The sequence below is a fragment of the Thermococcus chitonophagus genome (assembly GCF_002214605.1).
Lineage (GTDB): Archaea > Methanobacteriota_B > Thermococci > Thermococcales > Thermococcaceae > Pyrococcus > Pyrococcus chitonophagus.
Window position 1 is genome coordinate 466,241 of record NZ_CP015193.1, and the last position, 13,531, is coordinate 479,771.

The 13,531-nt window shown below is 48.9% G+C and carries 10 protein-coding genes and 1 tRNA gene; 6 read left to right on the forward strand and 5 right to left on the reverse strand.

Annotated features, from left to right (window positions below):
- Positions 1-22: 22 nt before the first annotated feature.
- Positions 23-880, forward strand: a complete 858-nt coding sequence (locus A3L04_RS02575) for an LAGLIDADG family homing endonuclease (RefSeq protein ID WP_068576442.1) — start codon at positions 23-25, stop codon at positions 878-880.
- 5 nt (positions 881-885) lie between these two features.
- Here A3L04_RS02575 and A3L04_RS02580 read toward each other — a convergent pair.
- From A3L04_RS02580 to A3L04_RS02595, 4 genes are all read right to left on the reverse strand, one after another.
- Positions 886-960 (reverse strand) — tRNA-Met (locus A3L04_RS02580).
- A 391-nt stretch (positions 961-1,351) separates the two neighbouring features.
- Positions 1,352-2,179: a GltB/FmdC/FwdC-like GXGXG domain-containing protein gene (locus tag A3L04_RS02585; RefSeq protein ID WP_068576443.1), complete on the reverse strand. Its 828-nt coding sequence runs from the start codon at positions 2,177-2,179 to the stop codon at positions 1,352-1,354.
- Positions 2,176-3,684, reverse strand: coding sequence for a glutamate synthase-related protein (locus tag A3L04_RS02590; RefSeq protein WP_068576445.1), 1,509 nt, complete (start codon positions 3,682-3,684; stop codon positions 2,176-2,178). The genes A3L04_RS02585 and A3L04_RS02590 overlap by 4 nt, the downstream gene beginning before the upstream one ends.
- A 6-nt stretch (positions 3,685-3,690) precedes the next feature.
- A complete protein-coding gene (locus A3L04_RS02595; RefSeq protein WP_068576447.1) occupies positions 3,691-4,767 on the reverse strand; it encodes a class II glutamine amidotransferase in 1,077 nt (358 codons plus the stop codon).
- A gap of 350 nt (positions 4,768-5,117) precedes the next feature.
- On the opposite strand from A3L04_RS02595, the gene A3L04_RS02600 reads away from it, so the two are divergent.
- From A3L04_RS02600 to A3L04_RS02620, 5 genes are all read left to right on the forward strand, one after another.
- Positions 5,118-6,245, forward strand: coding sequence for a citrate/2-methylcitrate synthase (locus tag A3L04_RS02600; protein ID WP_269451360.1), 1,128 nt, complete (start codon positions 5,118-5,120; stop codon positions 6,243-6,245).
- Positions 6,246-6,250: 5 nt separating this feature from the next.
- Positions 6,251-7,450 carry an NADP-dependent isocitrate dehydrogenase gene (locus tag A3L04_RS02605; protein ID WP_172799780.1) on the forward strand — a complete coding sequence of 400 codons (1,200 nt, stop codon included), beginning with the start codon at positions 6,251-6,253 and terminating at the stop codon, positions 7,448-7,450.
- Positions 7,450-9,933 (forward strand): aconitate hydratase AcnA, encoded by a 2,484-nt coding sequence (acnA, locus tag A3L04_RS02610; RefSeq protein ID WP_068576450.1) that lies wholly within the window; start codon positions 7,450-7,452, stop codon positions 9,931-9,933. Before A3L04_RS02605 ends, acnA begins: the two co-directional genes overlap by 1 nt.
- 91 nt (positions 9,934-10,024) lie before the next feature.
- Positions 10,025-11,461, forward strand: a complete 1,437-nt coding sequence (locus A3L04_RS02615; RefSeq protein WP_068576451.1) for a bifunctional ADP-dependent NAD(P)H-hydrate dehydratase/NAD(P)H-hydrate epimerase — start codon at positions 10,025-10,027, stop codon at positions 11,459-11,461.
- Between the two features lie 14 nt (positions 11,462-11,475).
- Positions 11,476-12,561: a glycosyltransferase family 4 protein gene (locus tag A3L04_RS02620; RefSeq protein ID WP_231963843.1), complete on the forward strand. Its 1,086-nt coding sequence runs from the start codon at positions 11,476-11,478 to the stop codon at positions 12,559-12,561.
- Here A3L04_RS02620 and A3L04_RS02625 read toward each other — a convergent pair.
- Positions 12,530-13,531 (reverse strand): glycosyltransferase family 4 protein, encoded by a 1,002-nt coding sequence (locus A3L04_RS02625; protein ID WP_231963844.1) that lies wholly within the window; start codon positions 13,529-13,531, stop codon positions 12,530-12,532. The genes A3L04_RS02620 and A3L04_RS02625 overlap by 32 nt on opposite strands.

Genomic DNA, 13,531 nt, shown 5'->3' on the forward strand with positions numbered 1-13,531 from the left:
ACTAGCTAAAGTAGTTCTAATTGTGAGGGTCCTTAGGGATTTGACTCCCCAGGAGGTTGAAGAGATCCGCAAAGAAGTGGAAAGGTTGAGGGAGGATGGTTTGAGCTATTCTGGGATAACTAAAGTCGTTGAGGAGGAATACGGGGTTAGGATCTCAAAGGCCACCGTGATTAGGTGGTGCAAGGGAGAGAGCGATCCCTTAAGGAAGGTTAGGAGGATTAACCTTGAGTCGCCTTTATTAGCGTATGTAGTTGGTGTGTACTTTGGAGATGGGAGCGTAAGCCTTGACGAGAGGTATAGGTACAGAATAAGGCTTAAAGTCATTGACAGGGAGTTTGCAGAGGCTTTCGCCAAGGCTCTCGAGGGCATTGGGTTGAGGCCGAGCATCTACTGGGAGAACGATTCTTCAAGAGTGGGAAGGTGGGTCGTTGAAGCTACAAGTAAGGAGCTCTACATGTTTCTAACTGGGTCGAGAGAGAAGCTGTTTGAAGTTGCGAGGAGGTGGCCCGTGGAATTCCTGCGGGGATTCTTTGATAGCGAGGGGAGCGTTTCCATAAGCAAAAAGAACCCACAAAAAGCCAGTATAACGGCGGATAACTACGACAAGGATGTCCTTGAATTCTGTAGGGAGTTGCTTGAGGGTATGGCAATTCACTCTACTGTTTACCTAGCTAGAAAGAAGGGAACAAAAGTTGTAATTAGAGGGCAGGAGTACAGGTACACCAGCGACCTTTACAGAATCAGCATTCACAGGAGGAGAAGTGTTGCGATGTTTGCTGAACTAGTTGGGTTCACCATACCACGAAAACAAGAGAGGCTGGAACTTTTTCTTCAAGCATATTACTCAACATCTTCCGAAAATAATTACCACAGAAAATAAATGTATAGCGGGGGGAGGATTTGAACCTCCGACCTCCGGGTTATGAGCCCGGCGGGCACTCCTAGCTGCCCCACCCCGCTACGAGACCCAATACTAACTCTCAGTGCTGACTTTATAAACTTTACGTATAAAAATGGACATTCAAACAAGGGCAAGGGTTTGTGCCCTCACCATTGATGGGGGGTTTGTGGGTCCTTCAAGGTGAGGTTCAGCCTGTGGGCCCGGTATAGGCAGTTATCCTACCGCTGAATGGCTAGGAATTATCTTGGAGGAGCTTTAAACTGCTCAAGGGCGGTTCTTGAAAAATGTCTACCTCCAATGCTGGAGGGTAACGTGAAACCCTTTACGGTGACCTCTTCGGAGTCCTACTAGTTACGGGATTTAACTACTGACTGCTGTTTGTTGTTTTTACTGCATCCCCTAAAGGACGAGGCTTTCAGAGAAAATGTAAGGGTCATAGAAAAAAGGAAATCACTCCCCAGAATACAAAGCTCCGTAGGGTCTCTTGCTCTTCGGGATTATGGCGGTAAAGTTATCCCCCAGCAACTCATCTTTGTCGCAGTTGAAGTACTCGCAGAACTTCCCCACTTTCTCCTCCAGGAACTTCCAGTCTTCTTTATCAAGCTCCCCGAACGTAACTTCCTTTGCAAGCTGGTACTCCTCCACCTTCCCCCTTATGAATATCTTACCTCCATGCATTCCCGTTCCTATGTACCTGGCTTTATGCCTATCAACTCCAATTCCCAGTACTATAACCCTTCCTCCGGCCATGTACTCTCCGAGGAAGTCTTGGGCTGTCTTTCCAATTACGAGGACTGGGTTCCTCTCCATATAGCCCTTCATGTGTATCGCCGCCCTGTAGCCAACGGTGTCCCTGATGTATATTTCCCCTCCGCGCATGCTCATTGCAACTACGTCTCCCGCCCTTCCGTGGACTATTATTTCACCTGAATCCATGGTGTTTCCGACTCCATCTTGGGCGTTTCCATAGACTACTATTCTGTGGCCCGCAAGGAAGGCACCGAGGTCGTTTCCTGGGATCCCGTGTATCTCTATCTCAACCTTTATCCCGTTGAGGGCAAGCCTCGTTCCTATAAATCTCTGACCAAAAACGTTCCTCAGGATTATCTTCCTCGCTCCCCTTATGACGCACTCCCTTATTAGGTCATTTACCTCCTTGTGCGTTAGATCTCTCGCGTTTATCTCGGCAACTTCCCCTTCAACCTTCACGTATTCCGCGAGATCCTTTATGGGCCTCACCCTCTCTAAATATGGGTTAACTATTCCAGCCAAACTCATTCTCCCGCCCCCTTAATTCCTAAAACTTCAAGCTCCCAATCCTCTAGGCCAATACCCCTCAGGTGGTCCCTATTCCCCCTCAAGCTCTCAATTGCATTTATTCCCATTGCACCGAGCATTTCTTTTATTTCGAGACTCCAGGCCTTCAGAAGGTTGATAAGCCTCTTAGCAGCTGCCTTTGGACTTAGCCTCCTCATTAAAACTGGATCTTGTGTCGTTATTCCCCAGGGACACTTCCCCGTGTAGCACTTCTGGCACATGGTACAGCCTATCGCAATTAACGCTGCAGTTCCAATGTAAACTGCATCGGCTCCAAGGGCTATTGCCTTCACTACATCTGCAGAATTTCTTATCCCTCCGGAAACTATCAGCGAGACCTCATGCCTTATCCCCTCTTCCCTTAACCTTCTGTCTACCGAGGCTAAGGCAAGCTCTATCGGGATTCCAACGTGATCCCTGATTATCTTTGGGGTTGCTCCTGTTCCTCCCCTGAAGCCGTCTATAACTATTGCATCGGCCCCAGCTCTTGCTATTCCGCTCGCTATTGCCGCTATGTTGTGAACGGCAGCAACCTTAACAAACACTGGCTTTTCGTAGTTTGTTGCCTCCTTTATAGCGTGAATTAGAGTTGCGAGGTCCTCTATCGAGTAGATGTCATGGTGGGGTGCTGGAGACAAAGCATCGGTTCCCGGAGGGATCATCCTGGTTCTCGCTATTCCCTCCGTCACCTTCTCTCCGGGCAAATGCCCTCCAATTCCGGGCTTTGCTCCCTGTCCTATCTTGATCTCTATGGCCGCAGCTGAGTTTAGGTAGTCTGGATCAACGCCGAACCTTCCACTAGCGACCTGCACTATCGCGTGGTCCCCATACTTCTTCCTCAGCTCTGGTGGCAGGCCTCCTTCGCCCGTGCTGAACATCGTTCCGAACTCTTTAGCAGCCATAGCAATCGCGAGGAATGCGTTGTAGCTTAATGCACCGTAGCTCATTCCCGCGAACATTATCGGAGTTTCTATCTCCAGATTGGGGGGAATTTCGGTCTTTATCTCTATATTTTCTGGATCTATTTCGAGTTGCCTGGGCTTCCTTCCTATGAAAGTCTTGAGCTCTATCGGCTCTCTGAGTGGGTCAATTGGCGGGTTCGTCACTTGGGAGGCATTGAGAAGGATGTGGTCAAAATAGACCTTGTACGGCTTATCGTTTCCAGTTCCAGTTAATAGAACTCCTCCTCCCTCTGACTGCCTCTTTATGTCGCTTATTACCTCTTTTGTCCAGTAGGCGTTCGGCTTGTAGCTTCCCGGGTAGGGCCTTACTATGAGGGCATCCGTAGGGCAGAAGACTACGCACCTCTGGCAGCCGACGCACTTGGTGTAGTCTATGAGGATGTCACTCTTGTCCTCATTCCACTGGTGAACTCCAAAGGGGCACTGATAGACGCAGGCCCCACACTTTATACATCTCTTATCATCCCTCTCAACGAGGAACTCGGGAAGAACGTGAGATATCACCTTATTTCACCTCTCGAGCCTCGCTACTATGGGCTCCCCTCCGTATGGGGTGTAAACCTTATCCACCTTTGGAAAGAGATACCTTATTGGAGCCTCTTCGGATGATATCATGAACAGGCTTCCTTTTTCTGCGGCGGTTAATGGCCTCAGCCTGATTCTATCCGTTAATCCAAACATCTCTCCGTGCCTCGCAACTATAACTGCCCATGGTCCGTTAACAAGCAGGGGTGAGTAGACCATCCTGAGGGCCTTGTAGAAGTTCCTCTCCTTTTCGGGCATCCTCTCTATTTCCTCCCACATAGGGGGAGCGAGTATCTTGGCTACGACCTCTATTGGAAGCCCCTGCCTCCTCATGAGAAGGTCGAATATGTATGCCATAACCTCTGTGTCCGTCTTCAGCGTGCTGTAGTAGCCAAACATCTCGAGATACCTCTTGTTAGTTCCATAGGAGCTTATCTCTCCGTTGTGGACGACGGTCCAGTCGAGGATGCTGAAGGGGTGAGCCCCTCCCCACCATCCTGGAGTATTAGTTGGGAACCTCGTGTGGGCGGTCCAGATGTAGCCCCTGTACTCCTCTATCATGAAGAAGTCTGCTATGTCCTCAGGGAAGCCAACTCCCTTGAAGACGCCCATGTTCTTTCCGGATGAGATTATGTAGGCACCGTCGATGTGCCTGTTCACGTACATGACCTTCTTTATCACATAGTCATCATCGCTCAAGCTCTTCTCCGTCCCCCTCTTCCTGGGAGCGACAAAGTACCTGACAAACTTCGGAGGGTCAACTACGTTGGCCTTATCATTCACGGGTATCTCATCCTCGTAAACTATGTCGAAGTTCTGGCTGATGTAATTGTACACCTTCTCCTTCACGTCCTTATTGTCTAGCATCACGTGGAGCGCGTAATAGTCCTTGAACTTCTTGTAGAGGCCATAGACTGCAAAGCCCGCCCCTAGACCATTTCCTCTGACCTTCATTAGGGACATTGCTTCAACTATCAGCTTCCCGCTGAACCTCCTTCCTGCCCTGTCCATTATGCCGAAGATACCGCAGGCCGAGAAGTCCTTATCATCGTTGAACCTCATGGCTCTCTACCCTTCCCCATTTTGTCCCTCTTAGTGATACAGGAAGATCTTTTATATTTTTCTATTCTGGCCTAAAATATTTTGACAAAGTTAGCTAAATCGCCTAATAATGTTCGAGAATGGCACCGTGAATATGTATGTACACTGACTGTGGAGAATATTCTAAACTATCCTTTTTGCTTTAAAAATTTTTCACATCTTAGAGAGGGTTTGTTTAACTCCCATAAAATGCGCTGATTTTAAACATCTATCCAAAATTATACTTTACAAAAGTCAAGAATAGTTGCACAATTTACCAAAAATTATCCAATAATGATATAAGCATTGTTGAAGCCCGAAAACCTTCGGAGGTGAGGGACACGGTGGTCAACTCAGGGAAAGGTCTAGAGAATGTTTACATAGATCAATCCAGCATATGTTACATAGACGGGTTTGGGGGGAAGCTGTACTACAGGGGGTACAGCATAGAGGAGCTAGCCGAGATGAGCAGCTTTGAGGAGGTAACCTTCCTCCTGTGGTACGGCGAGTTGCCGACGAAGAAGGAGCTTGAGGAGTTCTCCAAGGAGCTTGCAAGGAGTAGGAAGTTACCCGAAGAGCTCCTCGATCTCCTGTACAGGATCCCTAAGACGGCCCATCCAATGGGGGCTCTGAGGACTGCGGTGTCTTTTCTGGGGAACCTAAATGGAGAGCCGAGTGCAACCCCGGAGGACGTCTTCAGAAAGGGAATAAGCGTTACCGCAAAGATTCCTGTTATCGTTGCAACCCTGTACAGGATAAAGAACGGGCTTGACCCAATTGAACCGTCAACGAAGTTGAGTCATGCAGCGAACTTCCTCTACATGCTCCACGGTGAAAAACCACCGAAAGAATGGGAGAAGGCCATGGACGTTGCCTTAATCCTGTACGCCGAGCACGAGATAAATGCCTCAACTCTAACGGTTATGACGGTTGGCTCAACTCTGAGCGACTACTACTCAGCTATAGTGGCTGGAATTGGGGCTTTAAAGGGACCACTGCACGGAGGAGCTGTGGAAGGAGCGATAAGGCAGTTCATGGAGATCGGCAGCCCGGAGAAAGTTGAGGAGTGGTTCTTCAACGCACTAAAGGAGAAGAGGAGGATAATGGGCGCGGGGCATAGGGTATACAAAACCTATGACCCCAGGGCAAAGGTGTTCAAGAAGTACGCTAGACTGTTGGGGGATAAAACCCTTTATGAGATAGCTGAGAGGCTGGAGAGGCTTGTTTTGGAGCATTTGGGTAAGAAGGGTGTTAGCATTAACGTTGACTACTGGTCGGGAATAGTGTTCCACGCAATGGGTATTCCAATAGAGCTGTACACGACGATATTTGCAATGGGTAGAATAGCTGGCTGGACCGCTCATCTGGCTGAATACATCTCGCATAACAGGCTGATAAGGCCTAGGTTGCAGTACGTGGGTGAAATCGGAAAGAAGTACGTTCCTGTTGAAATGAGGTGATCGAGATGAAATTGCCTGAGGAAGGTAAAATCGCCGAGGTTAGAGGTGGGAAGCTCGAAGTTCCCGATGAACCAATTGTCGCCGTTATAGAGGGCGACGGAATTGGTAGGGAGGTCATTCCAGTAGCCATAAGGGTCGCGGATAGAGCTGTTGAGCTTGCATACGGCGGGAAGAGGGGGATAATCTGGTGGGAGCTTTTGGCCGGAAAGAAAGCCCTCAAGGAGAAGGGTGAGCTCCTGCCAAAGGAGACCATAGAAGGAATAGCAACTGTAAAGCTAGCCCTGAAGGGCCCCCTTGAGACGCCAGTTGGTAGCGGACACAGGAGCCTCAACGTAACCCTGAGGAAGGTTCTCGACCTCTACGCCAACGTCAGGCCAGTCCAGTACTATGGAGCACCAACTCCATTTGCCTACGCGGACAAGGTTGACTTCATAATATTCAGGGAGAACACCGAGGATGTCTATGCCGGAATAGAGTGGAAGGCCTTCACGGAAGAGGCAAGGAAAGTTCTCGAGTTCTTGGAGAGGGAGTTCGGGATAAAGGTGAGGGAAGATTCTGGACTAAGCTTAAAGCCAATCTCAAAGTTTGCCACCCAGAGGATAATGAGGAAGGCCCTCCAGTGGGCGGTGGATAAGGGGAGGAGGGTTGTAACGATAATGCACAAGGGCAACATAATGAAGTTCACTGAAGGGGCGTTTAGGGAGTGGTGCTACGAGGTCGCTGAGAAGGAGTTCTCTGAGTACGTGAGCATTGGGGAGGAGAAGCCCGGGAAGATACTGGTAAACGACAGGATAGCCGACAACATGTTCCAGCAGATAATAATCAAGCCCTGGGCCTACGACGTCATAGTTACGCCTAACCTCAACGGTGACTACATCAGCGATGCCGCCGCTGCCTTGGTTGGTGGCGTTGGAATGGCCTCCGGCCTTAACCTCGGTGACTACATAGCCTTGGCTGAGCCCGTTCACGGGACCGCTCCGGATATAGCGGGGAAGGGGATAGCTAATCCTTCAGCAGCAATCCTAAGCGTTGCACTGCTTCTGGAGTACATGGGGTGGATCGAGGCAACGGAGCTGATAAGGAAAGCCCTGAGGAAGACAATAGAGAGCGGGAAAGTTACTGCAGATTTGGCTAAGCCCGGAGAGAAGGCCTTGAAGACCGAAGAGTTTGCCGAGGAAGTTATAAAGGCCATGGAGGGATTGTAATGTACCTGGAGGAGAAGGATGGAATAAAGTTTTACAGCTTGAATAAGCTGGACTATGACGTTCATTCCCTTCCATACTCCCTCAGGATTTTGGTTGAGAATGTCCTAAGGCACCTCAACAACGGAATAGTTACCGAGGAGCACCTAGCGAACATATTTGAGAGGAAGGGTGAGATCCCGTTCTACCCTGCGAGGATAATAATGCAGGACTATACTGGAGTTCCTGCAGTTGTTGATCTTGCTGCAATGAGGGACTACGTCGCCGAGAAGGGTGGGGATCCCTCAAAGGTTAATCCAGAGATACCGGTAGAGCTGGTTATAGACCACTCCCTGATCGTTCTTTATCATGGAACCAAGTATTCTCTGGAGGAGAACATGAAGGCCGAGCTGAACGCGAATAAGGAGAGATACTCCCTTTTGAAGTGGGCCTCAAAGGCCTTTAAGAACTTCCGAGTGGTTCCCCCAGGGAAGGGCATCATACACCAGATAAATGTGGAGCACCTCGCCAGAATAGTATTCTACGAGAACGGCTTGGCGTATCCTGACACGGTGCTAGGGACAGACAGCCACACTCCGATGGTTAACGGCATTGGAGTTCTCGGGTGGGGAGTTGGAGGGATAGAGGCCGAGGCAGCTTTACTGGGCCAGCCCTACTACATGAGGGTTCCCGAGGTCGTTGGAGTTGTTCTAGAGGGCGAACCGAGTCCAGAGGTAACGCCAACTGATATAGTCCTCACAATAACGGAGAAGCTGAGGAAGAAGGGAGTAGTTGGGAAGTTCCTTGAGTATACGGGAAACCTTGAGGCCCTCTCGGCATTCGACAGGGCAGTTATAGCGAACATGACGCCTGAGAATGGGGCGACAGTAGGTTACTTCCCGATAGATGGGGAAACGATAAGGTTCATAGAGCTCACGAGGGGGAAGAAGAAGGCTAAGCTAGTGGAGAAGTACGCTAAGCTCAACCTGATGTTCAGGGAGGAGGAACCTAAGTACGATGACGTGGTTAAGATTGATCTCTCGAAGGTCGAACCTTCCGTGGCAGGCCCAACCCATCCCGAGGACAGAATTCCTTTGAAGAAACTGAAGGAGAGCTTCAAGCCCAAGAAAAAAGTTAAGATAGTTTTGGAGGGAGAGCACGAGGTTGAAGACGGAATTGTAGCTTTAGCTGCGATAGCCAGCTGTACGAACACATCCAATCCCTTCAACATTCTTGCTGCAGCTCTGCTGGCCAAGAAGGCCGTTGAAAGGGGCTTAAAGGTTAAGCCCTGGGTTAAGACCAGTTTCACCCCAGGAAGCAGGGTCGTGGTTAAGTACCTAGAAAACCTCGGCTTGATGAGCTACCTTGAAGCCTTAGGCTTTCACGTCAACGGCTTCGCGTGTGCAAGCTGTATAGGCAACAGCGGGCCGCTTAAGAGGGAGGTTGAAGAGGCCATCGGTGAAGGGTTAGTTGCTACAGCTGTAATTAGCGGAAACAGAAACTTCCGGAGGAGAGTAAATCCGCTCATAGAACATACATACCTCGCGAGTCCTCCTCTCGTGGTGGCTTTCGCGATAGCTGGAAGGATAAACATTGACTTTGAGAGGGAGCCATTGGCTTACGATCCAAACGGGAAGCCAGTGTACCTTAGAGACATCATGCCCACCAGAGAAGAGATCAAGGGGCTGGAGAAGATCGTCGGGGAGGAGATGTTCAAGGAAATCTACTCCAACCTCTTCGAGAGCCCCTACTGGGACATGATAAAGGCGAACGAAGGAGAGCTGTTCGAGTGGGATGATAAATCGAGTTACATAAGGAAGCCGCCCTTCTTCGAGCTTGAGCCCCTGAAGGGAGATATAAAGGGAGCTAGGGTTCTCGTATTCCTGGGCGATAGGATTAGCACGGATGACATAAGTCCCGCTGGCAAGATAGATCCTGAAAGTCCAGCAGGGAAATATCTCAGAGAACTCGGTGTTGATAATTTGCATACCTACGGAGCAAGGCGTGGAAATCATGAAGTGATGATGCGCGGAACATTTGCAAGGTTCAAAACAATTTACTGGCCGACCGGGGAGGAGATGAGCGTTTATGATGCCGCGATGAGGTACAAGCAGGAGGGCATTCCGGTCATAATTATAGCGGGGAAGCAGTACGGAGTTGGGAGCAGCAGGGACTGGGCCGCTAAGGGGCCCGCATTGTTGGGAGTTAAGGCCGTAATTGCTGAGAGCTTCGAGAGGATACACAGGAGCAACCTCGTGGGTATGGGAATTCTTCCGTTACAGTTCAAGGATCCCTCGGTGAGGAAGGAGCTTGACGGTAGCGAGGTTTACGACATAATAGGCCTTGATGATCTGTACCCAGGAAAGACCGTGAAAGTTATTGCGAGAAAACCAGGGAAAACCGTTGAATTCGAGGCAATAGTCAGGCTTGAGACTCCAATTGAGGTAGAGTACATCAGGCATGGTGGTATACTCAAGTATGCCGTATCTAGGCTTTTATCTCTTTGATATTTGCTTTCCTTACTTTTCTTTGACATAACTAGACTAGATAGCAAAAACCCTAAAGTTCTCCCCGGGTATCTTATTCTGGGGGATGAGTATGAGGATCGAAGATGTTTACATATGGGACATAAATGCTAAGTGGCTTGGAATAACTCCCTTCCAGCTAATGGAAAATGCGGGAGCTGGAGTTGCCCGAGTCATAGAGGATAGGTTTGGAAAGGGCCTTAAAGTTGCCGTCTTCTGTGGAACCGGAAACAACGGCGGGGATGGCTTCGTTGCTGCAAGACACTTAAGCTTTGAGAATGACGTTACGGTATTTCTCGTGGGGGATGAGGCAAAGATAAGGAGCGAAGAAGCTAAGCTCAACTGGAATATACTAAAGAACTTGGAGTTTGTAAAAGTAGAGATACTAAAAGACTCAAGCCAGATAAGAAGCCTTGATCTCTCTAATTTTGACGTGATAGTTGACGCCCTTCTTGGGGCCGGAACGAAGGGCGAGCCTAGAGAACCGATAAGGTCGGCAATAGAGAAGATAAACGAGTACTCTGGCAAAGCTAAGATAGTGAGCATTGACCTGCCAAGCGGTTATCCTTCTGAGGTAAGGGTGAAGTGCGACTTCGCGGTTACATTCCAGTGGGACAAGGAAGAATTTAGGGACTTTGAGAGGGTTATAGTGAAGATAGGCTACCCCAGGGAGCTGTACCATTTAGTTGGCCCAGCCCACGTCAAGTTCGCGTTCAGAAGGAAAGGTGAGCACAAGGGCCAGAACGGGAAGTTGCTCGTGATTGGTGGTAGTGAAAACTATTATGGAGCACCTTACCTGGCAGCTAAGGCCGCAAGCTACCTGGTTGATTTGGTGTTCCTGCTAACCCCCGAGACCGTTGCGAGGAAAATTACAGATCCGAATCTGATAGTTAGGGAAGCTAAAGGTAGGAATCTAAGTCCTGAGCATCTCAATATGGCACTGGAGCTTGCCGAGAGGGTAGATGCCATAGTTCTAGGTCCTGGAATCGGGACGAGTGAAGAAACCAAAGAGTTCGTTAAGGAGTTCCTCAGGAGGTGCGATAAGCCTATAGTTATAGATGCTGACGCTTTAAAGGTTGTAGCTGAAGATTTATCATTGGTAAAGGGGAAGAAAGCGGTGCTGACTCCACATGCCGGAGAGTTCTACAGGCTGTTTGGAGTTAGGCCAGAGGGTTCACTTGAAGAGAAAGCTAAGCTCGTTATGGAGAAAGCTAGAGAATCGGATGTTGTGGTGTTACTTAAGGGGCCTTACGATATTATAAGCGATGGAAGGGGATGGTACTACAATAGAACTGGAAACAGGGGCATGACCACGGGAGGAACAGGCGACGTTCTTGCAGGAGTTGTTGGGGCATTTTTGGCTTTGGGCAATGAACCCCTAAGGGCGGCCCAAGCAGGGGCATTCCTCGTTGGCTACGCAGGGGATCTGGTCAAGGAGGAGAAGGGGGAAGCCTTTACCGCCTTAGATGTCGTTAATAAGATCGTTGAGGCCTTGAGGAGGTGTGAATAATCAGGATAGCCTTCGTGTACGATGTAATATACCCTTGGGTGAAGGGGGGTGTTGAGAAGAGAATCCACGAGCTTGCGGTTAGATTAGCTAGGAGGCATGAGGTTCACGTTTACGGCTACAAGCTCTGGGATGGGCCTGAGGTCATCGAGAGAGAGGGGATATTTTACCATGGAACTGTAAAGCTTAAAAGCCTGTACGCGGGCGGCAGGAGGAGCATCCTCCCTCCGCTCCTTCATTCTTTGAAACTACTTAGGGCTATGAAAAGGGAAAGGTTTGATGTGATAGACTGCCAGGCCGCTCCATACTTTCCCGCTTATTCCCTTAAAATTCTTAATAAGGAGAACGTATTCATAACTTGGCATGAATTCTGGGGAGATTACTGGGAGGAATATCTTGGCTTCCTTGGCAATTTTGGGAAGATCATTGAGAAAGGTCTCATAGCTCTCGCTGACAAACACGTTGCCGTTTCCGTTAAGACTAAGCTTGACCTGTATAAGGCGGGCCTTAGGAGTGATGTTCCAGTTGTTCCAAACGGTATAGACTACGAGAGGATAAAGAGCATAAAGCCGGCCGAAGAGAAGTCCGATGTCATCTTTGTGGGGAGGCTCATTAAGGAGAAGAACGTTGACCTTCTCCTTCACTCCATGAAGATCTTGAAAACTGAGATTCCCGATTTGAAGATCATAATAATCGGAGATGGTCCCGAGAGGGCTAGGCTGGAGATGCTAAGTAAATCTCTAGGCTTATCTGGGAACGTGAGATTCCTCGGCTTCCTTGAAAGGTACGAGGACGTTATAGCACACATGAAAGCTTCCAAAGTTTTTGCATTTCCTTCAACGAGGGAGGGATTTGGGATTGTAGTGTTGGAGGCAAATGCCTCTGGCCTTCCCGTGATTACCGTTGATCATAGAATGAATGCCTCGAAGTACCTTATAGTGCCGGGCAAGAATGGCCTCGTTGTAAATCTTGATCCTTGGGATTTTGCCAAAGGTATCTTAAGGGCGCTCTGGGGCAACGTTGGTTCTGCATCAAAAAAGATTGCAGCGAAGTACTCCTGGGATAGGATTGTTAGGCTTTGGGAGGCAGTCTTCCTTTCTTAAGGATAATCATTGCCAATCTCCTGGCTCTAATGCTCAGTTTTCTTAGTAGTTTTCTGTTTTTCTCGAGCTCCTCCAAAACCCGTGGGAGGTTACTTGGTCTTATTACTATGCATCTCCCCCTTACCTCCCTTGGGATCTCTGAATCCTCGAAGACTATCACCGGCTTTCCTCTGGCCATTGCTTCTATTATCGGCAATCCCCATCCTTCGTACTTTGATGGATGCACGTAAACGTCTAGGTTGTCATAGAATTCAACGATTTTGTCATCTGGCACGAATCCGAGAACCCTAACTCTCATATCCTTCGCCGCCTTTTCCTTTATCCTGTCGAAGAGCTCCCCAGATCCTCCGAGGTACAGCCTGGCATTCGGGTTCCTGTAGTCAAGAAATAGATCGAAGAGGAGCTCGTGCCTCTTGTACCCTTCCATCCTGGATATGTACCCAACATTGAAAGTTTCTCCGCTTTTGCCCTTGACGGGGCTTAGGAATTTCTCATCTATCCCCTGATAGATTACCTTGATTTTGTCTTCAGGGATTCCTCTCCTAACTAGATCTATTTTGGTGAGGTGGGAGACGGCATAGATCCTATCGTACATTCTCACGGAGAGGAGGGCCAGCCTTACAACTGCCCTCTCTATAATTCCAGGGATTCCTGATCTCTTCCTTTTTAAGGGAATTAGGTCGTGGACGGTTATGTACTTCTTTGCTCTTGGCTTTAATATAGGTAAAACGACTCCCTCTATAAGCCCGGCCGGGTGGTAAACTTCGCAGTTACTTTTAATGAGCCAGAGAGGAATTACGATGAACTGCCAGAAGAAATACGAAACCTTTTCCTGGGGTGAGAACTTTACCTTTCCCAGCCTCCTGGCTAGGTTCATTGCATACACGGAAATTCCACCAGCCTTTGCGGTTTTTTTCCTGAGGATTATGCAGTAATCTCCCATGACTACCAATCCTTGAATGTTCGTCAT

Bases quoted from the DNA above. Each gene is read 5' to 3' on its own strand.
- A3L04_RS02625 (WP_231963844.1), bottom strand. From the start codon at position 13,531: ATGACGAACATTCAAGGATTGGTAGTCATGGGAGATTACTGCATAATC.
- A3L04_RS02615 (WP_068576451.1), top strand. From the start codon at position 10,025: ATGAGGATCGAAGATGTTTACATATGGGACATAAATGCTAAGTGGCTT.
- A3L04_RS02585 (WP_068576443.1), bottom strand. From the start codon at position 2,179: ATGAGTTTGGCTGGAATAGTTAACCCATATTTAGAGAGGGTGAGGCCC.
- A3L04_RS02595 (WP_068576447.1), bottom strand. From the start codon at position 4,767: ATGAGGTTCAACGATGATAAGGACTTCTCGGCCTGCGGTATCTTCGGC.
- A3L04_RS02605 (WP_172799780.1), top strand. From the start codon at position 6,251: ATGAAATTGCCTGAGGAAGGTAAAATCGCCGAGGTTAGAGGTGGGAAG.
- acnA (WP_068576450.1), top strand. From the start codon at position 7,450: ATGTACCTGGAGGAGAAGGATGGAATAAAGTTTTACAGCTTGAATAAG.